We start from the raw sequence: 25,719 nt of genomic DNA on the forward strand, positions 1-25,719 counted from the left end.
TTAAAATATGAAAAAGATCCTATTATTTTTATTCTCAACTTTTATTTTGTCGAATTTTTCGGCTCAAAATTTTATTAAAGTTAACAACAATCACTTTACCAAAAACGGAAAACCTTACTATTTTATAGGAACTAACTATTGGTACGGAGGAATGCTTGCCTCAAAAAACGGAAATAGAGAAAGGCTAAAAAAAGAATTAGACGAATTAAAATCTCTTGGAATTACCAATCTTAGAGTAATGGCAACTGCCGAAGGTGGAGACCAAGATTACACCGTAATTCCTGCTACACAACCTACACAAGGAAAATACAACCAAGATTTATTAGAAGGACTAGATTTCTTCTTAAACGAACTCAAAAAAAGAGATATGGATGCTATTCTTTACCTTACCAACAACTGGGAATGGAGCGGCGGAATGGCAAAATATTTGGAATGGAATGGCTATGGAAAAGTTCCAAACCCGAACTTAAAACCGAATACTTGGCCTCAATTTATGAGTTATACAGCACAATTTCACCAATGTGAACCTTGTAAAAATGCATTCTTAGAACATATCAAATTTATGTTGAACAGGAAAAATTCTGTAAACGGAATTCCTTATAAACAAGACAAAACCATTATGGCTTGGGAAGTTGCCAACGAACCTAGAATTTGGAATGTAGAAAACGAAAAAGCATTTACCAATTGGCTAAACGAAGTAGCTTCTACTATTAAAAGCATTGACAAAAACCACCTTTTAACAACTGGTTCCGAAGGAAAAGCAGGTTCTAATGATGATATTGCAGCTTTCGAGAGAACGCACAACAATCCAAATATCGATTATCTAACCATGCATATTTGGCCCAAAAATTGGGGCTGGTATAATATCAACGATGAGAAAAATTCAACCGAAGTTGCCATCAAAAAAACAAATGAGTACATTGATGAACATATAGAAGTTGCTCAAAATCTTAAAAAACCATTGGTTTTAGAAGAATTCGGGTTTCCTCGTGAGAAAGAAAGTTTAGACAAAAAAACTTCTGTAGAAAACAGAGACTATTATTACGAATTTGTTTTCGAGAAAATGAAAACTTCTATAAAAGCTGGTTTACCTTTCACTGCGCTTAATTTTTGGGGATACGGAGGTCTAGGAAAAAACAATCCTGAAAACGGAAAATGGAATCTAGGAGACGATTATACCACAGACCCACCACAAGAACCGCAAGGATTAAATTCAGTATTTTCTACCGATAAAACCACTTTAGATTTAATTAAAAAGTACAATAATCAATTAAAAAGTTTAAAATGAAACCAATAAAACTTATCCTTCTTTTTTTATTTGTAAGTGTTTTCAGTTTTTCTCAGGAAAAAGTTAAATTTTTATATTCAGGAAGAGTTGATGTTGCGAATACAGAATATCCAAAACTTTCGGGACCAGCTTCTTCGGTTGAATTCAACTTTTCTGGAAAAAAAGTGAGTATCAATCTAAAAAACATTCCATTTCAAGGATATTATAATTACGTTTCCGTAGAATTAGATGGAGAATATATCGGAAGATACAAAGTGGATAATAATGAATTTAAAGCCTTCACTTTCGAGGTTAAAAATAAATCTAAAAAAATTCATACAATCAAAATTTTCAAAGCTACTGAAGCTGCAATGGGAGAAGTAGCAGTAGATACTGCAGGTATTGAAGCGATTCCTTTTCAGCCAATTGCTAAAAAGAAAATAGAATTTATTGGAGATTCTATCACTTGTGGTTTCGGAAATGACGAAACAGGTTTACCTTGTGGACAAGGACAATGGTTTGATCAGCACAACGGTTATCTAGCTTACGGGCCCGTAGTTTCCAGAATGTTAGGAGCAGATTTTCTATTGAGTTCGGTTTCAGGTTATGGCATGTATCGCAACTGGAATTCAGAAAAATGGGAAGAAGACATTTTACCAGATGTTTATGATTATTTGTATTTAAGAAGAAGTCAACCAGAACAATTTGGAAACGATTATCAACCAGATTTGGTAAGCATTTGTTTAGGAACAAACGATTTATCTGACGGTGATGGAAAAAAACTACGTTTGCCTTTTAACAAATACAAATACATTGGAAATTATATAGAATTAATTCAAAAAATTTATAAAAAATATCCAAATACAAGAATTGCTTTGCTCAATAGCCCAATGGTAAATGGTGATAGAAACAAAATTTTTGTAGAATGCCTAAAAGAAGTAAAAGCATTTTTCAACAATGATACAAAACACAAACCAATAGAAATTTTCGAATTTCCAGAGATGAAACCTGCGGGTTGTGGCTACCATCCAAGTATAGAAGACGACAAAAAAATGGCAGATTTGCTCTTCCCTTTTTATAAAAATTTACTTAATAATTAAAATAGAACAATGAAATCAATTATTAATATCTTATCGCTTTTCATCACGAGTTTTGCGATGGCAAACATACATCTTCCGGCTATTTTTGCAGACGGAATGGTATTGCAAAGAAATGCTGAAGTTACCATTTGGGGCAATGCAGACCCAAGAGAAGAAATTACACTAAAAGCAGATTTTTTAGACAAAGAATATAAAGTAAAAGCTGCTAATGATGCTACTTTTAAAATTACTTTCAAAACACCAAAAGAAGGAGGTCCTTATACTATTTCTCTAAAAAGTTATAACGAAGTAAGCTTAAAAAATGTAATGCTAGGCGAAGTTTGGCTAATGTCTGGACAATCTAATATGGAAATGAGCGCAGCTTGGGGAATTAAAGATGGTGATGCCGAAATGGCAAAAGCCAATTATCCAAACATCAGATTTTTTACCGCTAGAAAATCTTCGGCAGAATTTCCACAGAAAGATATTATCGGAAATTGGGCAACTTGTACACCAGAAATGGCTAAATATTTCAGTGCTGTTGGTTATTTTTTCGCACAAAGATTACAAAATGAATTAGGAAATGTTCCTGTCGGAATTATCTGTTCTGCTTGGGGCGGAAGTGCCGCAGAACTTTGGACTCCAAAATCTGCTTTCGAGGAAAATCCTTTTCTTTTAGAAAATTTCAAAAAATTACAATCTAGCGAAAACGAATATTATCCTACCAGAATTTCTGCAGCTTACAACGCTATGATTGCTCCAATCAACGAATATAAAATTGCAGGAGCAGCTTGGTACCAAGGCGAAACCAATACCGGAAATGCAAATTCTTATGAACCGCTTTTAACCTCAATGATAAATTCTTGGAGAAAAGCAAAAGGCTACGAATTTCCTTTTTATATCATTCAATTGGCTTCTTATAAAGGTTGGGGAGATTCTACCGCTCAGATTAAAAATATCCAGAGAAAAGTTTCTCAAAGTGTTCCTAAATCTGGTTTAGTAGTAATTTCAGACTATTCTATGATTGATGACATTCATCCAAAAGATAAAAAACCGGTTGGTGTTAGATTGGCAAATTTAGCTTTAACCGATGTTTACAAAAAAAATACTTTAGGCAACTTCCCGACTTGGAAATCAACTGAATTTAAAGGAAACAAAGCCGTTTTAACATTAGAATTTGCAGATGGTTTGCATTTTAAAAACAAAACATCAGACCAATTTGAAATTGCCGGAGCAGATAAAAAATATGTAAAAGCAAAAGCTGAAATAAAAGGAAACCAAATTATTGTAGAAGCAAAAGAAGTGAAAACACCCGTTTTTGTAAGATACAATTGGAGCAACGAAGCATTCCCAGATTTGTTCAACAAAGCCAATTTGCCAGCTTCTGTTTACAGCAACGAAAAATAATCTGTTCAAAATTTTAAAATCATGAAAATTACCCAATTTTTTACCATAACAATAATGAGTGTAATGACCGTCTCGACCATAAATGCCCAACAAAAACTAAACCCAGAAATTGAAAAGAAAATAGATGTATTGATGTCTAAAATGACTTTGGAAGAAAAAGTAGGACAAATGAATCAATACAATGGTTTTTGGGATGTTACAGGGCCAGCACCAGTTGGCGGAACATCAGAACAAAAATACGAAAACATCAAAAAAGGATTGGTAGGCTCTATGCTTACCGTGAGAGGTGTAAAAGAAGTAAAAGCTGTACAAAAAATTGCGGTAGAACAAACCAGACTAGGAATTCCTTTAATTATTGGATTTGATGTAATACACGGTTATAAAACTTTAAGCCCTATTCCACTTGCTGAAGCTGCAAGCTGGGATTTAAAAGCCATCGAAAAATCTGCAGAAACCGCTGCTTCAGAAGCTGCCGCATCTGGAATTAACTGGACTTTCGGGCCTATGATGGATGTTTCTAAAGATGCAAGATGGGGACGTGTGATGGAAGGTGCCGGAGAAGATTCTTATCTCGGTAGTAAAGTAGCTGTTGCCAGAGTAAAAGGTTTTCAAGGAGATAATACTTTTAAATCTCCTCTAAGAATTGCTGCTACAGCCAAACATTTTGCAGCTTACGGTTTTGTAGAAAGTGCTCTAGAATACAATGCTTCAGAAGTTAGCAACAATACACTTTTTAATCAGGTTTTACCACCTTTTAAAGCAGCTGTAGATACTGGTCTTAAAACGGTAATGACTTCGTTTAACACCATCAACGGAATTCCTGCTTCAGGAGATAAATATTTATTGAGAGATGTTCTAAAAAACAAATGGGGATTCAATGGATTTGTAATTTCAGACTGGGCTTCGATAAGAGAAATGATTCCTTGGGGATTTTCAAAAGACGAAAAAGCAGCTGCAATTTCTGCCGTAGAAGCTGGAACTGATATGGATATGGAAGGTGGAATTTACGTTCCGTATTTAATAGATTTAGTAAAACAAGGAAAAGTAAAACAAGAATTTGTAGATGATGCCGTAAGAAGAATTCTTAGAGTAAAATATGAACTTGGATTGTTTGATAATCCTTATCGTTTCTTAGACGAAAAACGCGAAAAAGAAGTTATTGGTAGCAAAGCCAATAGAGAAGCGGTTTTGGATATGGCAAAAAAATCTATTGTTCTTCTTAAAAATGACACCAATCTTTTACCTCTTAAAAAATCCGGACAAAAAATTGTGCTTTTAGGTTATTTGGCAGAAAGTAAAAATTCACCATTAGGAAGCTGGAGAATCGCTGCAGATAGCAACACTGCGGTTTCGGTTTTAGAAGGAATGCAACAATACAAAGGCAATTCTTTAAATTATGTAAAAGGTTTAGAATTAACAACAGTAGAACCAACTTTCCTTACAGAAGTGCAATACAACACTACAGACAAAAGTGGTTTTGAAGCGGCAAAAAATGCTGCAAAAGATGCAGATGTAGTAGTAATGGTTTTGGGCGAACACGGTTTTTCTACAGGCGAAGCAAGAAGTAGAACCAACCTAGATTTACCAGGGCTTCAACAAGAATTTTTAGAAGAAATTTATAAAGTAAATCCAAATATTGTTTTGGTATTAAATAACGGTCGTCCTTTAACGATTTCTTGGGCAGCAGAAAAAATCCCAACGATTGTAGAAGCTTGGCAATTGGGTACAGAAACAGGAAATGCAGTAGCACAAGTACTTTACGGAGATTACAACCCAAGTGGTAAATTACCTATGAGTTTCCCTAGAAATATTGGTCAGGTTCCTATTTCTTACAATCATTACAGCACTGGTAGATTCACCAATAAAGATAATAATGTATTCTGGAGTCATTATTCGGATGTAGAAAAAACGCCACTTTATCCTTTCGGATATGGTTTAAGTTATACCACTTTTGAATATTCAAATCTTAAAATCAATAAAAAAACATTCTCAAAAGGCGGAAAAGTAGAAGTTTCTGTAGATTTGAAAAACACAGGAAAAGTTACAGGAAAAGAAGTAGCACAATTGTATATTCACGACGAATTCGCTTCTGTAGCAAAACCAGTAAAAGAATTGAAAGGCTTTGAAATGGTAGAACTAAAAGCTGGAGAAACCAAAACCATAACTTTCACTTTAACAGATGCAGAACTTGGTTTTTATAACAATCAAAATGAATTTGTAGTAGAACCAGGAAGTTTCAAAGTAATGGTTGGCGGAAATTCTGATGCTACACTATCAGACAAATTTGAAGTGAATTAATTAAAAAATACACATAAAATCATTAAAAGTCAGGCTTTGTAAAGTCTGACTTTTTTAATGATTTTACTAAAGCTTATCATTAACCAATAACAAAATTCATCTAGACATTTTTTATAAAACCTAATGACATATTTAATTATTTATAAAAATTTTTCATCAAAAAAATAAAATAAACTGAGAATTGAATAAAATTTATTATTTTAGTCTATTATTTATTACAACGAACTAAAACTAATGGCATGTGTAAAATTTTCGTAGTAGATGATGACCCTTTTTTCGGCGAAATGCTTAGATACCATCTTCAGCTCAACCCTGATTATGAAGTACAGCTATTTACAACTGCCAAAGAATGTTTATCAAAACTTTATCTTAATCCTGATATTATCTGCATAGACTTCGGTTTGCCAGATATACAAGGAGACCAACTTTTTAAGCAAATTAAAAACATCAATCCTAATCTCCCTATTATTGTAATTAGTGGACAAGAAAATATAGAAGTTGCCATTAATTTTTTAAAACAAGGCGCTAAAGATTATATTGTTAAAAACGAACATACTAAAGAATTGCTTTGGAGTTCTATCGTTAGAATTAGAGAAAATATTTCTTTAAAACAAGAAGTAGAGGTTCTAAAAGAAGAATTAGAAAAAAAATATACTTTTGAGAAAACCATTATCGGACAAAGTGATGCAATAAAAAATATATTTTCTAAAATTAATAAAGCTCTAAAATCTAGCATCAATGTTTCTATTACCGGCGAAACAGGAACTGGTAAAGAAGTAGTAGCGAAAGCTATACATTATAATTCTACCAGAAAAAACAAACCTTTTGTGGCTGTAAATATGGCTGCAATACCTAAAGATTTGGTAGAAAGCGAATTTTTCGGGCACGAAAAAGGTGCTTTTACAGGAGCTACAGATAAATCTATTGGTAAATTCGAACAAGCAAACGGAGGTACTATTTTTTTAGACGAAATAGCAGAATTAGACCTCAATTTACAAAGTAAACTGCTAAGAGCTTTACAAGAAAGAGAAATTACAAGAGTTGGCGGAAAACAAAAAATAAAATTAGATGTTAGAATAATTATTGCGACTCACAAAAATCTTGCAACCGAAGTAAAAAATGGAAACTTCAGAGAAGATTTATATTATAGAATTGTGGGACTTCCTATAGAATTGCCACCACTTAGAGACCGAGAACAAGACACTTTAATACTTGCAAAACATTTTATAGAATTATTCTCAAAAGAAAACAAAGTAAAACCACTGAGTTTATCTCCAGAAGCAAGAAAAAAACTCTTAAAATACGCTTTCCCTGGAAACGTTAGAGAATTGAAATCTGTTATAGACCTAGCCTGCGTAATGGCAGATCATACCGAAATAACAGAGGAAGACATTAATTTTTATAGCCTCGAAAAAGAAACTGAAGTATTTCACAATGAACAAAAAACGTTAAAAGAATATACAACAGAAATTATTCTTCACTTTTTGAAGAAAAACAATAACGATGTTATAAAAACAGCTAAAGCTTTAGACATAGGAAAATCTACGATTTACAACCTTATTTCGAGTACAGAATTGAAAAAAAACAAATAACTTCAAGAAAATGAAAGTTGCAAAATTACTTTTTGAAAACGGAAAATGGCTTGCTGAAAATAATGATGAAAATTTAGATTACAATAATGCCCAATTAGTATTAGGATTCGGAAAAAGAAATATTATTGATAATGATGATTTTTTTTCCTTGATTAAAGAAAAATTTCCCAATGCAGAAATTGCACTTTCGTCTTCTGCGGGTGAGATTTTTTCTAACGATGTTTATGATAATACAGTAGCTATAACTGCTGTAAGTTTCTCTTCTTCTACTATCAAAACATCACAAATAGATATTGATTATTTTTCTAACAGTTTTGAAGCAGGCAAGCAATTAATAGAAAACCTTCCCAAAGAAAATTTAAAATGGGTTTTTGTTTTATCAGACGGAAGCGCTGTAAATGGAAGTCAGTTAGTACAAGGGATGAACGAAAACAGACCAGAAGATGTTTTAATTTCTGGCGGATTGGCAGGAGATGGAGATAAATTTGAAAAAACAGTAGTTGGTCTCAATCAAAAACCAGCTCCACATAAAATATTAGCAATAGGTTTCTATGGAGAAAAATTAACTTTATCTCATTCTTCATTCGGTGGATGGGACACTTTTGGCTTAGAAAGAACCGTTACCAAATCTGAAAATAATGTTCTTTTTGAAATTGATAACAAAAATGCATTAGACCTTTACAAAAAATACTTAGGAAAATACGCCGAAGAATTACCAAGCTCTGCACTACTCTTTCCATTATCTCTAAAACTTACAGATGATGACGAACCTATTGTGAGAACTATTTTGTCTGTTGACGAGAAAAAAAACGTAATGATTTTTGCAGGAGATTTACCAGAAGGCAGCAAAGTAAGATTTATGAAAGCCAATATGGACAGATTAATAGATGCAGCTCACGACGCAGCCACAGAATGCCTTAATATGAGTAAACAAGAACCGAAATTAGGAATTATTGTCAGTTGCGTAGGAAGAAAACTCGTTCTAGGAGACCGCATTCCGGAAGAGGTAGAAATGGTAAGTAATCTTTTTAAAGAAAATACAAAACTTACAGGTTTCTATTCTTACGGAGAAATTTCGCCTCTAAAACCTTTCGAAAATTGTGCATTGCACAATCAAACCATCACCATTACAACTGTTAATGAAACTGAATAATTATGGAAGACACATTTCATAAACTCTTAAATAGACAGATAAATAAATATCTTTCAGAAGATTGCAAAAAAAATTCGCAATTTCAAAATTTCATCCAGGCAATTGATAATTCTTACAAAGCTTTTGAAAGAGATAAGGAATTGATGAATCATGCTTTTTATGAAAGTGAGCAAGAGTATAATCAAATCAATAAAAAACTAAAAGAAGAATACGAATTAAAAGAACAATCTATTGAAAATCTTTACAAAAGCCTCCAAGTTTTAGAAGAAGATTTTGAAGATTCAAGCATACATGAAAAAGAAGACGATTTGTTATTTGTTTCCAATTATTTAAACAAACAATTAGAAAAAACAAAAAAAGCGGAAAAAGAACTCACTACAACACTCAAATTACTAAAAACCCTTTTAGCAAACTTACAAACAGGTATTCTTTTTGAAGACGAAGACCGCAAAATACTCTTCACCAATCAGTTATTTTGTGATATGTTTAGAGTTCCTATATCGCCAGACGAAATGATTGGAATAGACTGTTCTAGTTCGGCAGAACAATCTAAACATCTATTTGTAGAACCCGAAAAATTTGCTTCTAGAATTAATGAATTACTAGAAAAAAAGGAAATTATAAATAATGAATTATTAGAAACAATAGACGGAAGATTTCTAGAACGTAATTATATACCCATTTTTATTAATGAAACGTACAAAGGACAACTTTGGAAATACAATGATGTAACCCAAAGAATAAAAACTCAATCGTTATTAGTACAAAGTGAAGAGCGCAACAGACTCATTATGAATTCTGCTTTAAATGCTATTATCATTATTAATTCTGAAGGAGACATCACTTTTTGGAACAATCAGGCAGAAATAATTTTTGGATGGAAAAAAGATGAAGTTCTTAATAAAAGTTTATCCGAAATAATTATTCCTGATAGACATATAGAAGGTCATAAAAAAGGAATGACTAATTTTCTAAAAACAGGAGAAGGTTCTGTTCTCAATAAGCAGATAGAACTTCCTGCAATGCACAAAAACGGTCACGAATTTCCAGTAGAAATTTCAATTATACCTATTCAACAAAATAATGAACTTATTTTCTGTTCATTTATTCAAGACATTTCGGAGCGTAAAAAAGCAGAAAATTATATAAAAAGACAAGAAGAAAAATACCGAAACATTATCGCCAATATGAACCTTGGGCTTATAGAAGTAGATAACAACGAGGTCATTCAATTTGCAAACCAAAGTTTTTGCGACGTTTCTGGCTTTGAACTAGAAGAATTGGTAGGTAAAAATCCTGCAAAATTATTCTTGTATGGTGTTGATAATGTAGAATTTTTAAAAGAACAAATTGCATTAAGAAAAAAAGGAATTTCTAGCGTTTATCAACTTCCTATTAAAAACAAAAGAGGAGAAATTAGATGGTGGGCAATAAGTGGAGCACCTAATTATGACGACCAAGGCAACTTGCTTGGCTCAATAGGAATTCACTTAGATATTTCGGACCAAAAAAAGCTAGAGGAAGATTTAAAATTAGAAAAAGCCAAAGCTTTGGAAGCTTCTAAAGCCAAAGAAGTTTTCTTAGCAAATATGAGCCACGAAATAAGAACGCCACTCAATGCTATTATTGGTTTTTTAAGAGAACTTAAAAGAATTAGTCTCAATTCTACCCAAACGCAGTTTGTAGAAAACAGTTACAATGCTTCGCAACATTTACTTTCTATTATCAATAATATATTAGATATTTCTAAAATTGAATCTGGAGAAATGACTCTTGAAAACAAAAATTTCTCGCTTAAAGAAAGTATTAATAATGTTATCACCATTCTTCAACCAAAAGCTCAACAAAAAAAATTAAAACTTTTTGCCACGTTTAAAGAAGACCTCTATCCTACTCTAAAAGGAGATTCTCTTAAAACCGAGCAAATATTGTATAATATTATTGGTAATTCTTTAAAATTTACAGACCAAGGCGAAATAAAGGTAGAATGCAAAGTGCTAGAAAACCTACCAAATCTACAAAAAATTAGCATCAGCATTATTGATACGGGCATTGGTATGAGCGAAGAATATGTAAATAATATTTTTAAAAAATTTACTCAAGAAGACAGTTCTGTTTCTAGAAAATACGGCGGAACAGGTCTAGGAATGGTAATTACCAAAGAATTAGTCTCTCTAATGAAAGGCAGCATAGATGTAAAAAGCGAGAAAAATGTTGGCACAAAAATCACCATTACTTTATCTATTCCAAAAGGAAATGAAATATTTCAAGAAAAAACGCTTCAAGACAATCAACCAATTTCTATTGATGGAGTAAATGTACTATTGGTAGAAGACAACGAATTGAATCAACTTGTTGCCGAAAATTCTTTAAATCACTACAATTGTATTGTTACAAAAGCCGATAATGGCAGAATTGCTTTGGATATTTTAAAAAAAAACGAATTTGATATTATTTTGATGGACATTCAAATGCCAGAACTAGATGGTATTGAAACTACAAAAATCCTAAGAAAAGAATTCAATCTAAAAACTCCAATTATTGCACTTACAGCCAATGCTTTCAAAACGGAAATAGACAATTGTATCGCAGCAGGAATGATAGATTATATCACCAAACCTTTCATCGAAGAAAATTTGGTAAATATGATTCATAAACATACAAAAGACCGAAAAACTACTAAAACTGACAAAAAAGAAAAACTTTACAATCTTGAGAATATCAGAACTTTAAGCAGAGGAGACGAACAATTTATCAAAAAAATGCTTACTATATTTATTAATCAGGTTGAAGAAACTATTCCAATAGTAGAAGAAGCTTTTGCCGAAAATAATTATGCTGAAATTGCAAGATTAATTCATAAAATAAAACCAAGTATTGAAGGTGTTGGCATATTTTCCATAAGGGAAGAAGTAAAATTATTAGAAATTAGCGCCAAAGAACAAAATACAGAAATTGGTGAACTTTATCTTCTCTTTCAGAATATAAAAAACACACTTTTTGAAGCTATTATTCAGCTAAAAGAAGAATTAATTTAATATAAAACAGAATCCATATTAAAGATTAAATTCCAAAATTTGGAAAATACCAAAAACTAAAACAAAGTAAAACAACTGAAAATCAATTAATTATAAAAACGGCACAGAATTAGAGATATTGTTTTCAAAATAAAACATGATGGAAACAAATCAAAATTTTAAATTTTTTATTGTAGACGACGACAGGTTCTGTGCAAGTGTTTATGAACAATATCTCAGAAACAGCGGATACGAAGACATTACTTACTTCGAAAACGGAGAAAGTTGTTTAGACGAACTTTATCAAAAACCAGACATTATCTTTCTAGACCATAATATGGAAGATTTAACAGGTTTTGAAGTGCTAAAAAAAATAAAACGTTACGACCCAAATATTTACGTTATTATGGTATCTGGACAAGAAAATATAGATACTGCCGTAAATGCTCTAAAGTATGGCGCTTTTGATTACCTGGTAAAAGACGCTCACGTTTGTGATAAAATGTCTGAAACAATAGATAAAATATTGAGAATTAAAGAAGAAATGACTCAAAATAATTTTAAAAACTTCAAGAGATTATTTTCATTTGTATTTTAAAAAATGACCATGACCAAAAAACTAATCATATCATCATTATTAACACTCCTACTCTTTTCTTGTAAAACAAACAATGTTTTAGAACAAGAAAATGCAACTCAGGATTTGGAAAATTTCAAATACGACCCAAATTACGAATATCGCATAAGAAAAGACGACAAAATTACACTTTCTGTTTGGGGACAAGATGATTTGAGCGTTGGCTCGGTTTACGGAATTTATAATTCTAACGAAGTTTATGGCAAATGGCTTTTGGTAGACATCAACGGAAATATCGAAATTCCAAAATTAGGTACAACCAATGTAATTGGGAAAACAGTGCCTGAACTTAAAGAAGAAATTAAAATAAAACTAAAAAAATGGTTGGTAAACCCAATTATTGACCTAAAAGTACTCAATAAAGAAATTGCAATTCTAGGAGAAGTAAGAAATCCCGCTGTAATACAAGTTGACAAAGATTTCAATACTTTATTAGAACTTATTTCAAAAGCTGGCGGTTTAGAAATGTATGCAAATATTAAAGCCGTTAAAATACTAAGACAAGAAGGTGATAACGTGCGAGTTACCAATATAGATTTAACTAAAATGAAAGACGTACCAAACCAAAACATCATGTTACACTCTGGCGATTATGTTATTATTCCTTCTAAAAAAAGTAAAGATTTTGATAAAAGAATTTCCACCGTTATTCCATTTGCAACAGTAGCTTCGGCAGCTGCAATATTAATGGGACAACTATAAACCAATAAAAATGAACAACGAAAACGTACGATTTCTGAAACCATTATTAAGAGGATTACCCATCATAATTCTCGTAATGATACTATCTGTTTTAGTTGCAAAAAAATATCTAAACTACGTTACACCAATGTACGAAAGTACTGCAAAATTAAAATTAGCAGATACACAAGAAGGTGTTCCTAGTGCTAATCTTTTCAAAGATTTTGATGTTTTTGCTTCTGCCAACAAAATAAGTACTGAAATTGAAGTTCTGAAATCTACATCGTTATTAGAAAAAACACTAGAAAAATTACCTTTTTCTACAGAAATATACAGAAAAGGAAAAGTGCGCTCAGTAGAATTGTTTAACGACTCTCCTATTAATGTAGAAGGCACTTTTAATGATAAAAAAAATTATGATAAAAAATTTATTTTAACTGTTATATCAAAACAAAATTACACAATTACAACCTCAGATTCTCAAAAAGAATTAAAAGGTAAATTTGGAATTCCTCTTTCCATAAACGGAGGAAAACTACTTATTACACACAATGATAACTATATTTTTTCTAAACCAAATGTTAAAATTATTGACCAGTATGAATTTGAATTCCTAAGCAGAGAAAAACTTTTGGAAAAGGTCAGTAAAAATCTTGATATTGTTTCTGTTGACAAGGATGTTCCTGTCATCAGAATCAATTTCAAGAGTAATGTTCCAGAAAAAGCAGGTCTTTTGGTAAACACTCTTGCAGAAACCTATATCGAAGATTATATCGAAAATAAATACCGTGCAGCCAATACAACAGTAGATTTTCTGAAAGACGAAATCGGACAAGCTAATCATAAACTTTCTGATGCCGAAAATAAAATTGAAAACTATAGAAACAAAGAAAATATCATCAATATTCCGCAGGAAACTGAGACTGATTTAAGAAAAATTTCTCAATTGAAGATTCAGAAAAGTAATCTTAAAATGAATCTTGATGCAATAAAAAATCTAAACAGTTATATTGCAGAAGGAAAAGACAATTATCTTGATTTAGCGACGAATTTTGAAGCTTTCAACGACCTTCTTTCTACCGAAATGGTAAAAAATATGAAGCAACTTCAAGCTGAAAAGAAAGAACTTTTGCTTACCTACACTCCAGAACATGAAAAGGTAAAAATCATTGATTCAAAATTAAAAAATCTTACTGATTATCAAACCGAAAGTATAAGAAATACGCAAAGAAATTTACAGATAAAATATAATGATATAGACCACGATATTCAGGTAGCAGAACAAGCTTTTATCGGACTTCCCGAAAAAGAAAAGCTTCTTAATATTATGAATCGTGAATTTAATCTATATGAGAAAAATTACAATTTTCTGAATGAAAAAAGAATAGATGCTGAAATCGCAAAATCGGCAAAAATTTCTTTTCATAAAATCATAACGAAAGGCGAACTTCCAACGAAACCAGTTTCTCCAATGCGTTCCATTATCATTATCGTAGCTGCAATTATGAGTATGATTGGCTCTATAATTTTGATTTATGCAGTGCATTTTGCCAAAGCAAAAGTAAATGATGTTTACACCATTGAAAAAAATAGTGCAATTCCTGTTGCTTTTACGACGCCTTTTATCAAAAATAAAGAAAAAATAATGCATCACTTTCTTGAAAATGTTCTCGAAATGGAACTTAAAGGCATCATTCAAAAAAAAAATATTATCTGCATCACGTCTTATGATAAAGCAAAACAACATCGTTTTCATTCCAAAAATATTATCAAAGCATTACAAGCTCAGTCAAGAAAAATTTTATTAATAGATGTTGCAGGAACTGTAGAAAATACAATTGCTAACCAATATATCAATCTTTCTGCTGAAGAAAATCTGAAACTTACATCTAATGAAGTTCACTCGATAATCAAAGAAAAAATAGCAGAAAATGATATTTGTATTATCAATAATCAGGCGATAAAACAAGGCAAATTGCCTCTACTTTTTCTGAAATTAGCTGATCAAAATCTTTTTTTGTTAGACAGTAGAAAAACGGCTGCCAAAAGCATTATGAACGTTGAACTTCTGAAAGACGAATATCAATTGACGAATCTTTGGTTTGTCTTGAATAAAGAAGGTTATAACCCAAGTTTGATTACCACTATAAAAGTTTTAGTAAATAAATTCAGATCGTGAAAAAGCTTACAGAAATACTACGCAAACCGTCTTCTCTGGTTTTTATAGACCAGCTGATTTTCAGCGGGAGCAATTTTCTATTGACTTTTTTGTTGGCTAGAAAATTGAGTATTACAGATTTTGGAATTTTTTCATCCGTACTTTTGGTTACGTATCTTTTGGTCGGTATTTTAAATGCGTTAATCGTTCAACCTTTTCAAATTTCTGTAGCAAAAGGATTTAGCAAAAAATCATTGGGATTTGTTTTTCAATCATCATTGGTTTTGATTTTTATTTTCGTTTTGTTGATGTTTGTTATAAAATTTGTTCCGAATTCTACAATAGATTTTTTAAAAACTAATTTATCAGCAATTATCATCTTTGTTTCAGCTTATTTATTTCAGGATTTTCTTCGAAAAATAGTATTGGCTATTGATTTTGTGAAACTTGTTGTTGTAATTGACAGTATTTTCCTTTTGATTTTTCCATTAATTGGTTTTAATGAAAATCTTACTTTAGGAAAAAGTTTATGGATTATAGGTGTTGTCAACATCCTTGCTTCACTTCCGGGAATTTTCTTCTGTTTGCGAAACGCTGAATTTAGTTTAAAAAATAAAGAACTTCTACAGTATCATTTTAAAGAAGGAAAATGGCTTTTTAGTGCTTCAATTGTGCAGTGGTTTTCGAGCAACTTTTTTACGCTTGTTGCCGGAATTTACTTAGGAATTAATGCTTTGGGAGCGTTACGTTTGGTGCAATCTTTCTTCGGTGTTATTAATGTGATTCTGCAAACTGTTGAAAATTATTATCTTCCTAAAACGGCTCAATTGTATTATCAAAACAAGAAACAGGAAAATAAAACTTTGTTCTTCAATTTATCAAAAGGAATGATGGTTTTAGGCGTTTTAATCACTGCATTTTTTATCTTTTCTGAACCTTTAATTGTTTTGTTGGGAGGCGAAAAATATCAACATTATGGATTTGTAATTAAATTGGTTTCCGTATTATATTTCGTGATCTTGTACAGTTATCCAACCAGAATTTCCATCCGAGTTTTAGAACAAAACAAAGCGTTTTTTATTGGTTACTGTATTTCGTTTGTTTTCTCTGTTTTTAGTTTCCATTTTTTGTTGCAATATGGTGCACTTTATGGTGCAGTGGCAGGTTTAGTAATCAATCAAATTCTAATGATTGCCTACTGGAAATTTCTTCTTAATAAAAAACAAATTTCGGTATGGGCGTAATTCATTTAATTTTAGGGAAAGCAAATCCCGAAAAAATGAACGGCGTAAACAAAGTTGTTTACAATATTGCGACGAAGCAAGCCGAAAATAATTTTCCAGTGGAAGTTTGGGGAATTTCTGAAAATACAGACGTTAATTATCCTGAAAGATTATTTACGACAAAAATTTTTAAAAGTAACAGCAATCCATTTTCGATTCCTGAAGATTTAAAAAAAGAAATCCTCAAAACCAATTCGTCAACAGTTTTTCATCTTCACGGAGGATGGATTCCTGTATTTTCTTCACTAGGGAAATTTCTACACAAAAATAAGCGCAAATATGTAATCACTCCTCACGGAGCCTACAACACTGTTGCAATGGAGAAAAGTAAGTTTAGAAAGAAAGTTTATTTTAATCTTTTTGAGAAAAATTTTATTAAAAATGCCTCAAAAATTCATTGTATTGGTGAAAGCGAAGTTGATGGATTACAAACCGTTTTTCCCAATACTAAAAATGTTTTAATCCCTTATGGTTTTGAAAATTTGAAAGAGGATTTTCAAATTAATTCAGATAAGAAAGAAATCATTTTTGGTTTTGTCGGAAGACTCGATATTCACACAAAAGGACTTGATCTTTTGGTTGAAAGTTTTGCTACATTTAATAAAACTTATCCCAATTCCAAATTTTGGATTATTGGAGATAGTAACGAAAAATATGAACTTCAAAAACTTATTGAGATTCATAAAATTGCCGATAAAATTGAACTTTTGGGAAGTAAATTCGGAGAAGAAAAAAATAATTTAATAAAAAAAATGGATGTTTTTGTGCATCCGTCAAGAAACGAAGGTTTGCCGGTTTCTGTAATTGAAGCGGCTAATTTTGCAAAACCTTGCATCGTAACAAAAAACACAAATATTGGTTATCTTATTGAGGAATACAATGCGGGAATCAATATTCCGTTTCCTGATTCTAAACTTTTAGAACAGGCTTTTATTGATTTTTATGATATCTGGAACGATCAAAATCAATATGAAAAAATCTGTCGAAACGCTATAAAAATGGTTGAAGAAGCCTTCGATTGGAATAAAATTCTTCAACGAATGAATACCGAACTTTACACTGAATGAAATGGAAACATTATCACTTCAACATCAAAAATTTCTAAAGAAACTCAACAATCAGATGTTTATTATCTTGTTGTTGATGGTGGCGTGTTTTTTTACTTGGAGTGAAAATGTTGCGATTACGAGAGCCATAAAAGTAGTCGGAAGAATGGGCGTGATGATTTCTTCAATACTTGTTTATCAAAAGATCATTAACTACGGTAGCGTAAATTCTTTGGTGTATAAAAATATTTTTTCGCCTATTTTATATATGGGTTACCTCACTTTAGGATTTATTTCTTTTTCTTGGAGTACGAATCCGGGTTTCAGTGCTTTGCAATGGTTTATGACGTTCCAAAGTTTTGTTTTTGCCTATTTTTTTGTGAAAAGTTTAAAGATTTTAGATGTTTATTTTGAAGGACATACCATTCGATTGTATCATCTTTTAGGAAACACCGTTTTTGTTCTTCAACTTGTCTTTGTAATCGGAATGTGGGTAAATCCCGATGTTTTTTTCAGACTTACAGATGGTGGCGAAGAAGCAAGATTGGGTGGAACCATGATGAATCCCAACGAACTCGGAATGTTGGCTGGAGTAGGTTGTGCGTGTCTTATTTTCGATTTGTACAGATTCCAAAATAAAATCTGGACGATTGTAAAAATTCTTGTCATCATGTACGCTCTTTACATGACTGGTTCTAGATCTTCGTTAATTGGCGTTTTGCTGATTATATTTTTCCATATTAATCAAACCAAACAAAAGACTTTAAAGTTTGCGATAATCGCTGTTGTTGCAGCTGTTGCGCCATTTGCGGTTTATACTGTAATTTTAAAAGGAGGAGATCAAGAAAGGCTGGAAGAAGTAATGAGTCTTACAGGAAGACTTCCTTTTTGGCAGGCTTTAATTACCGAAGGATTACCTAGAGAACCTCTTTTCGGCTTCGGTTTTATGAGGATTGATTACAAAGAATTCTTCCAAAGTGCCCATACTTACCCAGGAAAAATGACGCATAATACCTTTATGCAAGTTTTGATGAATCTTGGTTTTGTAGGTTTCACTATTGTTATGTTTCAGGTGTTTTTTACGGTAAAATCAATTTTATCGGAACAAAAAGAACTCAAATTAATGCTTATCGGAATTCTAATTCCAATAGTCATTAATTCTTTCACAGAATTCGGAATTTTCGGGGAGAGCAATTACGGAATTCTTTTTTATCAAATTATCATTTTTTCAGTTGCTTTCAGAAATAATGACCACCTTACGAGGCTTCAAAAGATAGTTCTAAGAAAGAAAAGACCAGAATTATTAAAAGAATAAATTCCAAAAAACAAAATATTTCCATAATTTGGAAAAAATAGAAATACACAAAAACACATAAGTAACTTATTTTCAGCTAATTAAATTTATGGCAAGCTATTTACATATTAGATTGTATAAAATATTGTTATGAAAAGTATTTTTAAGAACTTAGGTTACGAATTATTCACTTCTCAAGAAAAGGGAACAGAAAAAGTGAAAATTTCTTACATCTCAAATCCAGATGGAAGCATCAGATGGTTTTGGAATGAAAGTTCTAAAAATCCTTTGTTTTTAAAATTTTATAATATTTCGACTGTTAAGGCAAAGATTTTTTCAATTTTTATAAAATTGGTTTTTGCTTTCAGATTGCAAAAAATTGTATTTAGAAAAAAGACATTTTATTATAGAAAAAACACAGAAAATTCTATTGATTTACAGAAAGATTGGGCAATTTTTACAGGAACTGTTGGTCCAAATAATAAATCTTTGTTATTCGCCAACGAATATTTTTACAAAATAGCCAATACAGAATCTGCAAAAAAACTTATCAATTCAGAATTTAAAAGTTTAGAAATAGTAAAATCTAATGATTCTATTACAACTCCATCAGCATCGATGGTGAATGAAAATATGATAAAATTATTAGACATTTCAGAAGGTGGAATAAGAGACAACAACTTTGGCGTTCTTCATTCTAATGCTTTGAAAACATTATCAGAAAAAACACAATCTATTATAAAGGTATCAGATTGGGATTATTTTCAGAAATTGAAAAAAGAATTTCTTGAAATCAATGACGAAAGAATCCCAAAAAATCTGGTCAAAAAAACAAAAGTGATTCTAAGACAAATTGATGAAAACCAAGCCGTAGAGCTTAACTTCTCTCACGGTGACTTTACTTCCTGGAATTGTTACAAACACAAACACAAATTAGCAATTTATGACTGGGAATTATCTTCGATGGAAAGGCCAAAAGCATTTGACTTTTTTCATTTTATCATCCAAAATGGAATTCTTATTCAGAGAAAATCTTGGAAAGATATTTATGAAGAAATTAAAGAGAAAAACACAATGGCCTTTCAATTCGAGGAAAATGAATTAAACAATTACTTAAAATTTTACCTTTTAATTAATACACTTTCTTATCTTAAAATATATGCAGAGCAAAAAGTATGGCATACGCAAATCCACTGGTTATTAGAAACTTGGACAGATGCTTTAAACCTATTTCTAACTGAAAATTATACTGAAAGAGAGCTTCTCATAATGGACATTTTTGATTTGTTGTATCCTACAAACTATGCAGCATTAAAATTTCATAACGAAGAACCAGAAAAATTAATACAAAATTCTGATATTGATATTATTACAACCAAAAAAAACGAAAAATCAATATTATTATTTTTAAATAGATACAGTCTTACAAAAAGCATCTCGGTAATTAAAAAGTCTTTTATGCAATCTGTAAGAATTGTTACCAAACAAAACGAGATTTTAAACTTAGACCTTATTCATCAATTAAAATGGAAATATCTTCAAATAATGAATGTAGATGAAGTCTTAGAAAATAAAACTCAAAACGAATTTGGGGTAAAAAAAGTTTCGGAAAAAGATACCGCAAGGTTTATTCAGCTTTTTTATGTATTAAATGAAACCGAAATACCAGAAATTTATAAAAATTTGGTTTACAATAATTTAGAATTACATTCTGAAAACAAAAAAACAATAACAAAAACGCTTAAAATGAAAAATAACAACCAAGGATTCAATTTTTTTAAAAATATATTGAATTATATAAAAGATTCTTTCGCGGCAAAAGGCTTTATTATTACATTCAGCGGAGTTGACGGGGCAGGAAAATCTACAGTAATCTCAGAAGTTTCAGAATTAATAGAGAAAAGATACAGAAGACCTGTAAAAGTTTTAAGACACAGACCTTCCCTACTTCCCATTTTAAGTGTTTGGACAAAAGGAAAAGAAAAAGCACAACAAGATGTGATAAATTCTTTGCCAAGACAAGGCAGCAACAAAAGTTCCTTATCATCATTTTTAAGATTTGCTTACTATTACACAGATTATATTTTCGGGCAATTTGTCATCTATTTAAAATATGTCTTGAGAGGAAAAATAGTTTTGTACGACAGATATTATTTTGACTTTATTGCAGATGGAAAAAGGAGCAACATTCAGCTTCCAAAAGCATTTACAAAAACAGGATACCATCTTCTGATGAAGCCTAAATTTAATTTCTTTCTTTACGCAACGCCAGAAAAAATCCTTAGCAGAAAAAAAGAACTTTCGTACCAATCTATTTGCAATTTAACGAAAGAATACAGTCAATTGTTTTCTAAATTGGGAAATCAAAATCAAAAATCAAAATACCTTTCCATAGAAAACAACGATTTAGATACAACTTTAGGCACTATAATGAACACCATAATAGCCACAAAATGAAAACCATTGTAGAAAAAATCATACAACTAAGAAACCCTAATTTTATAATTGATAATTCTTTAAACTCCAGAGCTATACTTCAGCTCATCTGGGTTCAATTCTGGAGTTTTTTTAGAGGTTTAAAAGTGATTTTTCTCTTTAAAAATCCAAAAGGAATGCTATTAGGAAAACGAGTAAGTTTTTTTAATATTTCTAAAATGAAATGGGGCAAATTCTTAAGATTAGGAAACGATGTGTATGTTTCTGCAATAGCAAAACAAGGAATTGAGTTCGGAGACAACGTTTCTATTGGAGCTTTCAGCAGAATTATTGTTTCTACTTCTTTTAATAATATTGGAGAGAAAATTAAAATAGGAAACAATGTTGGAATTGGAGAGTTTGCTTATCTCGGTGGTTCCGGCGGTTTGGAAATTGGCGATGAATGTATTGTTGGGCAATATCTAAGCTGTCACCCAGAAAATCATAATTACGAAGATTTAGAAACTTCTATCAGACATCAAGGTGTCAACAGAAAAGGAATTAAAATAGGAAAAAACTGTTGGATTGGAAGTAAAGTTACCATTCTCGACGGTGTAGAAATTGGCGATGGATGTATTTTGGCAGCTGGAAGCGTTATCACAAAATCTTTTCCTGATAACAGCATTATCGGAGGCGTTCCTGCAAAACTTTTAAAAACTAGAACTCATGAATACCAATCAGACAATACTCGCAACGTGCTATGCCGTGAATCCGTATAAAGGTTCTGAAGATGCAATGGGATGGAACTTTGTGTATCAAATAGCCAGATTCCGAAAAGTAATCGCCATTACGAGAGAAAACAACCGTATTCATATCGAAAAATATATGGAAGAAAATCCAGATTCTGTTTACGAAAATATTCAGTTTCTTTATTTTGACCTTCCGTATTGGATGCGTTTTTGGAAAAAAGGAAATCGTGGTGCAATGCTGTATTTTTATCTTTGGCAAAAAGGAATTATTTCTTTTATAGAAAAACAAAATTTACATTTTGATATTGTTCATAATGTAAATTTCCATAATGATTGGACGCCGAGTTTTCTTTGGAAACTCAAAAAGCCGATGGTTTGGGGCCCTGTTGGTCATCACCCATTGATTCCAGAACAATATTTGAAAGATTATTCTAAAAAATACTTGATTAAAGATCGTCTAACTTGGCTGGTGAAAAACTTCTTCTGGAAATTTTCGCCTTCATTAAAGAAAACAGCTGAAAATTCAACTCATATTTGGTGTATGAACAGCGGTGTTCCGGAAAAACTGAATATTGATAAAAATAAATATTCTCTTTATCCTTCAGTTGCTTCAGAAGATTTTTATCAAAAAGACGAAGTTCCGCAGAAATCAGATTTTACAGTCATCAGTGTTGGGAGATTTGTTCCGTTAAAAGGTTTTGATTTAACGATAAGATCGTTTGCAAATTTTCTCAACCAACTTTCTGAAAACGATAAGGGAAAATGCAAATTGATTCTTGTAGGAGCAGGTGAACAGAAAATGTTCTATAAAGATTTAATTAAACAAAATAAAATCGAAAATTTCACCGAAATTGTAGAATGGATCGATAGAAAGGACTTAATGAAAATCTACGAAAAGTCATCTGTATTTCTTTTTCCATCGCACGAAGGCGCAGGAATGGTTGTTCCGGAAGCTTTATCTTTCGGTTTGCCTGTTGTTTGTCTTGAAAATGAAGGTCCGGGAGAATTCATCAATCATACGTGTGGTTTTAAAATTCCTCAACAAGGATATAATGAAACAGTGAAAGGCTTGAGTAATGCTCTACATAGATTATTTGCAGAGAAAAATCTTCAAAAAGAAATGAGCGCAGGAGCAAGACAGCGTTTTACAGAAAGATTTTCTTGGGAAAAAAGAGGAGAACATCTTAATTCAATTTACAATAAGATTTAAAATGAAAAGAATAGTTGCTGTTCATTTATTAAACGATTACAGCGGAAGTCCGAAAGTTCTGATGCAGCTATTGAAAGCGTGGACAAAGAACGGAATTGAAACACATCTTTTTACTTCTGGAGGAAGAAAAGGCTTTCTTTCGGATATTCCTTTGGTGCAAAATCATTCGTTTTGGTATCAATTTTCGGATAATTCGTTGATGAGGATCGTTAATTTTTTTCTCAGTCAGTTTTTTTTGATGATGAAGCTTTTGCTTTTTCTCAAAAAAGATGATTTGGTTTACATTAATACCGTTTTGCCTTTTGGTGCTGCAATTGCCGGAAAGCTGAAAGGCTGCAAAATTATTTATCACATTCACGAAACGTCTGTAAAACCTAAAGTTTTTAAAAATTTTCTTTTCGGAATTGCAAAAAAAGCAGCTCACAAAATTATTTTTGTTTCAGAATTTTTGATGAAGCAGGAATCTTTAATTAAAAACCAGGTTTTGTTATATAATGTTTTGGAAAGCGATTTTGTAGAGAAAGCAGAACAGTTCCAAAATAATGAAAAAACGAGCAAGATTGTTTTGATGATTTGTTCGCTTAAAGTGTATAAAGGTGTTGATGAGTTTTTTATTCTGGCTCAAAAAAATCCGCAATATATTTTCAAACTTGTGGTGAATGCTTCTGAAAAAGATATTCAGGATTATTTTAAAGGAAAAGAATTGCCAAAAAATCTGAAAATTTATCCTACACAAACCGATACACATCCATTTTACCGTGAAGCAAGTATTATTCTTAACCTTTCGCATACAGATCTCTGGGTAGAAACCTTCGGTCTTACGATTTTGGAAGGAATGAGATATGCTCTTCCTGCAATCGTTCCACCAGTTGGAGGTGTGACCGAATTGGTTAAAAATAATGAAAACGGATTTTTAATTAATTCTAAAAATACAGACGAATTATCCGCAAAACTGAATTTCATCTTAAGCAATCCTTCAGTTTATCAATCTTATAGCAAAGATTCTTACCAAAAAAGTTTAAACTTTTCCGAAGAATATTTTGATAAAAAAACTATAGAGATTGTTTCCAATTTATAATTAAAATTCCATAATTTGGAAATTGGCACGCTTTAACCAAATATACAAAGTATTGATTTACAATTAATTAAATATCCAATTTAAGTTTGGAATACCAATAGCATTATTGTTTTCAAATCATTAATTATGAAAACAAAAGTTGCAATAATAGGAACAGTTGGCTTACCCGCAAAATATGGAGGTTTCGAAACTTTAACCGCTCACTTGGTAGAAGAACTTTCTGATACTTACGATTTTACAGTGTATTGTTCATTAAAAAAATACAGCAAAGAAGAACAAATTGACAATTGGAAAGGTGCAAAATTGAAATATTTGCCGTTAGATGCCAACGGAATCCAAAGTATTCCTTACGATACATTATCAATTTTTCACGCATTATTTACAAGTGATGTTTTGTTGGTTTTGGGAGTTGCAGGTGCATGGATTTTACCTTTCGTGAAGTTATTTACCAATAAAAAAATAATAGTTTCGATCGACGGAATAGAATGGAAAAGAGACAAGTGGTCTTTAGCAGCAAAATTATATTTGTGGTGGGCAGAAAAATTAGCTATGAGATTTTCTCATATCGACATTTCGGATAACGAATCGATACAAGATTATACATCTGTACGCTACAAAACCATAAGTAGAGTAATAGAATACGGAGCAGATCATACGAAAGTGAATCTAAATCCTACTCAGGAAAATCTGGAAAAATATCCTTTTTTAGCTGAAGAATACGCTGTAAAAGTTTGCAGAATAGAACCTGAAAATCATGTTCATACCATCTTGAAAGTATTCAGTGAACTTCTGGATAAAAAACTGGTTTTGGTGGGCAACTGGAACAACAGTCAATACGGAAAAGACTTAAAAGAGCAATATTCAAAATTTGAAAACATTCATCTTTTAGACCCAATTTACAATCAGGAAATTATTGATTTGATTAGAGGAAATGCTTCCCTTTACATACACGGACATTCTGCGGGAGGAACCAATCCTTCTTTGGTAGAAGCGATGTTTTTAGGTTTGCCAATTATCAGCAACGGAGTTTCTTATAACAGAACGACAACAGAACATAAAGCTTTTTATTTTTCGAATGAGAATGAACTTAAAAATGTAATTAAAAATTTAACCAAAGAAAATCTTCAGAATTGTGCTTTACAGATGAAAAAAATCGCAGAAAGAAGATACACTTGGAAAAAAATTGCAAAAAAATACAGCAACCTTATTGAAGAAACTTTCAATGCTAAAAATAAAACCAAAGTCTATCCTTTGATTTCTGAATTTGACAAAAATATTTTGGAAAAATACAATGTAGGACATTTGAAAAACGTGAAACTGTTCAATGAATCTAAAATAACCAACTAAAAACCTAA

18 protein-coding genes are annotated in these 25,719 nt (G+C 31.5%); all 18 read left to right on the forward strand.

Going from position 1 to position 25,719, the window contains the following annotated elements; translation table 11 throughout:
* Positions 1-7: 7 nt before the first annotated feature.
* The 18 genes from QM746_RS10585 to QM746_RS10670 all read left to right on the forward strand — a co-directional run bounded on the left by QM746_RS10585 (position 8) and on the right by QM746_RS10670 (position 25,711).
* Positions 8-1,288 carry a glycoside hydrolase 5 family protein gene (locus tag QM746_RS10585; RefSeq protein ID WP_414984193.1) on the forward strand — a complete coding sequence of 427 codons (1,281 nt, stop codon included), beginning with the start codon at positions 8-10 and terminating at the stop codon, positions 1,286-1,288.
* Entirely contained in the window at positions 1,285-2,367 is a 1,083-nt protein-coding gene (locus QM746_RS10590; RefSeq protein ID WP_414984194.1) for a GDSL-type esterase/lipase family protein, read from the forward strand. Before QM746_RS10585 ends, QM746_RS10590 begins: the two co-directional genes overlap by 4 nt.
* A gap of 9 nt (positions 2,368-2,376) precedes the next feature.
* On the forward strand, positions 2,377-3,753 hold the full coding sequence (locus QM746_RS10595; RefSeq protein WP_414984195.1) for a sialate O-acetylesterase: 1,377 nt from the start codon (positions 2,377-2,379) through the stop codon (positions 3,751-3,753).
* A 21-nt stretch (positions 3,754-3,774) separates the two neighbouring features.
* Positions 3,775-6,051 (forward strand): beta-glucosidase BglX, encoded by a 2,277-nt coding sequence (gene bglX, locus QM746_RS10600; RefSeq protein WP_414984196.1) that lies wholly within the window; start codon positions 3,775-3,777, stop codon positions 6,049-6,051.
* 239 nt (positions 6,052-6,290) lie between these two features.
* Complete coding sequence (locus tag QM746_RS10605) at positions 6,291-7,643, forward strand: sigma-54-dependent transcriptional regulator (protein WP_414984197.1); 1,353 nt, start codon at positions 6,291-6,293, stop codon at positions 7,641-7,643.
* A gap of 10 nt (positions 7,644-7,653) precedes the next feature.
* Positions 7,654-8,796: an FIST signal transduction protein gene (locus QM746_RS10610; protein ID WP_414984198.1), complete on the forward strand. Its 1,143-nt coding sequence runs from the start codon at positions 7,654-7,656 to the stop codon at positions 8,794-8,796.
* Between the two features lie 2 nt (positions 8,797-8,798).
* Positions 8,799-11,834 (forward strand): PAS domain S-box protein, encoded by a 3,036-nt coding sequence (locus tag QM746_RS10615; protein WP_414984199.1) that lies wholly within the window; start codon positions 8,799-8,801, stop codon positions 11,832-11,834.
* Between the two features lie 139 nt (positions 11,835-11,973).
* Entirely contained in the window at positions 11,974-12,411 is a 438-nt protein-coding gene (locus QM746_RS10620) for a response regulator (protein WP_414984200.1), read from the forward strand.
* 9 nt (positions 12,412-12,420) lie between these two features.
* Positions 12,421-13,152 (forward strand): polysaccharide biosynthesis/export family protein, encoded by a 732-nt coding sequence (locus QM746_RS10625; protein WP_414984201.1) that lies wholly within the window; start codon positions 12,421-12,423, stop codon positions 13,150-13,152.
* Positions 13,153-13,162: 10 nt separating this feature from the next.
* Positions 13,163-15,310 carry a GumC family protein gene (locus QM746_RS10630; RefSeq protein ID WP_414984202.1) on the forward strand — a complete coding sequence of 716 codons (2,148 nt, stop codon included), beginning with the start codon at positions 13,163-13,165 and terminating at the stop codon, positions 15,308-15,310.
* Positions 15,307-16,533, forward strand: coding sequence for a lipopolysaccharide biosynthesis protein (locus QM746_RS10635; RefSeq protein ID WP_414984203.1), 1,227 nt, complete (start codon positions 15,307-15,309; stop codon positions 16,531-16,533). The genes QM746_RS10630 and QM746_RS10635 overlap by 4 nt, the downstream gene beginning before the upstream one ends.
* Complete coding sequence (locus QM746_RS10640) at positions 16,524-17,639, forward strand: glycosyltransferase family 4 protein (protein ID WP_414984204.1); 1,116 nt, start codon at positions 16,524-16,526, stop codon at positions 17,637-17,639. Before QM746_RS10635 ends, QM746_RS10640 begins: the two co-directional genes overlap by 10 nt.
* Before the next feature lies 1 nt (position 17,640).
* Positions 17,641-18,933, forward strand: coding sequence for an O-antigen ligase family protein (locus tag QM746_RS10645; protein ID WP_414984205.1), 1,293 nt, complete (start codon positions 17,641-17,643; stop codon positions 18,931-18,933).
* 129 nt (positions 18,934-19,062) lie between these two features.
* A complete protein-coding gene (locus tag QM746_RS10650) occupies positions 19,063-21,369 on the forward strand; it encodes a hypothetical protein (RefSeq protein ID WP_414984206.1) in 2,307 nt (768 codons plus the stop codon).
* A complete protein-coding gene (locus QM746_RS10655) occupies positions 21,366-22,106 on the forward strand; it encodes an acyltransferase (protein WP_414984207.1) in 741 nt (246 codons plus the stop codon). The genes QM746_RS10650 and QM746_RS10655 overlap by 4 nt, the downstream gene beginning before the upstream one ends.
* Positions 22,054-23,286, forward strand: a complete 1,233-nt coding sequence (locus QM746_RS10660; RefSeq protein WP_414984208.1) for a glycosyltransferase family 4 protein — start codon at positions 22,054-22,056, stop codon at positions 23,284-23,286. The genes QM746_RS10655 and QM746_RS10660 overlap by 53 nt, the downstream gene beginning before the upstream one ends.
* Position 23,287: 1 nt before the next feature.
* Positions 23,288-24,364, forward strand: coding sequence for a glycosyltransferase family 4 protein (locus QM746_RS10665; protein WP_414984209.1), 1,077 nt, complete (start codon positions 23,288-23,290; stop codon positions 24,362-24,364).
* A gap of 126 nt (positions 24,365-24,490) precedes the next feature.
* A complete protein-coding gene (locus QM746_RS10670; protein WP_414984210.1) occupies positions 24,491-25,711 on the forward strand; it encodes a DUF1972 domain-containing protein in 1,221 nt (406 codons plus the stop codon).
* Positions 25,712-25,719: the final 8 nt, after the last annotated feature.

This window comes from Cloacibacterium sp., assembly GCF_047601505.1.
GTDB lineage: Bacteria > Bacteroidota > Bacteroidia > Flavobacteriales > Weeksellaceae > Cloacibacterium.

What these genes read in the sequence shown, in the direction of transcription:
- QM746_RS10585 (WP_414984193.1), top strand. Translation starts at nt 8, where the DNA reads ATGAAAAAGATCCTATTATTTTTATTCTCAACTTTTATTTTGTCGAAT.
- QM746_RS10590 (WP_414984194.1), top strand. Translation starts at nt 1,285, where the DNA reads ATGAAACCAATAAAACTTATCCTTCTTTTTTTATTTGTAAGTGTTTTC.
- QM746_RS10595 (WP_414984195.1), top strand. Translation starts at nt 2,377, where the DNA reads ATGAAATCAATTATTAATATCTTATCGCTTTTCATCACGAGTTTTGCG.
- bglX (WP_414984196.1), top strand. Translation starts at nt 3,775, where the DNA reads ATGAAAATTACCCAATTTTTTACCATAACAATAATGAGTGTAATGACC.
- QM746_RS10605 (WP_414984197.1), top strand. Translation starts at nt 6,291, where the DNA reads ATGTGTAAAATTTTCGTAGTAGATGATGACCCTTTTTTCGGCGAAATG.
- QM746_RS10610 (WP_414984198.1), top strand. Translation starts at nt 7,654, where the DNA reads ATGAAAGTTGCAAAATTACTTTTTGAAAACGGAAAATGGCTTGCTGAA.
- QM746_RS10615 (WP_414984199.1), top strand. Translation starts at nt 8,799, where the DNA reads ATGGAAGACACATTTCATAAACTCTTAAATAGACAGATAAATAAATAT.
- QM746_RS10620 (WP_414984200.1), top strand. Translation starts at nt 11,974, where the DNA reads ATGGAAACAAATCAAAATTTTAAATTTTTTATTGTAGACGACGACAGG.
- QM746_RS10625 (WP_414984201.1), top strand. Translation starts at nt 12,421, where the DNA reads ATGACCAAAAAACTAATCATATCATCATTATTAACACTCCTACTCTTT.
- QM746_RS10630 (WP_414984202.1), top strand. Translation starts at nt 13,163, where the DNA reads ATGAACAACGAAAACGTACGATTTCTGAAACCATTATTAAGAGGATTA.
- QM746_RS10640 (WP_414984204.1), top strand. Translation starts at nt 16,524, where the DNA reads ATGGGCGTAATTCATTTAATTTTAGGGAAAGCAAATCCCGAAAAAATG.
- QM746_RS10645 (WP_414984205.1), top strand. Translation starts at nt 17,641, where the DNA reads ATGGAAACATTATCACTTCAACATCAAAAATTTCTAAAGAAACTCAAC.
- QM746_RS10650 (WP_414984206.1), top strand. Translation starts at nt 19,063, where the DNA reads ATGAAAAGTATTTTTAAGAACTTAGGTTACGAATTATTCACTTCTCAA.
- QM746_RS10655 (WP_414984207.1), top strand. Translation starts at nt 21,366, where the DNA reads ATGAAAACCATTGTAGAAAAAATCATACAACTAAGAAACCCTAATTTT.
- QM746_RS10660 (WP_414984208.1), top strand. Translation starts at nt 22,054, where the DNA reads ATGAATACCAATCAGACAATACTCGCAACGTGCTATGCCGTGAATCCG.
- QM746_RS10665 (WP_414984209.1), top strand. Translation starts at nt 23,288, where the DNA reads ATGAAAAGAATAGTTGCTGTTCATTTATTAAACGATTACAGCGGAAGT.
- QM746_RS10670 (WP_414984210.1), top strand. Translation starts at nt 24,491, where the DNA reads ATGAAAACAAAAGTTGCAATAATAGGAACAGTTGGCTTACCCGCAAAA.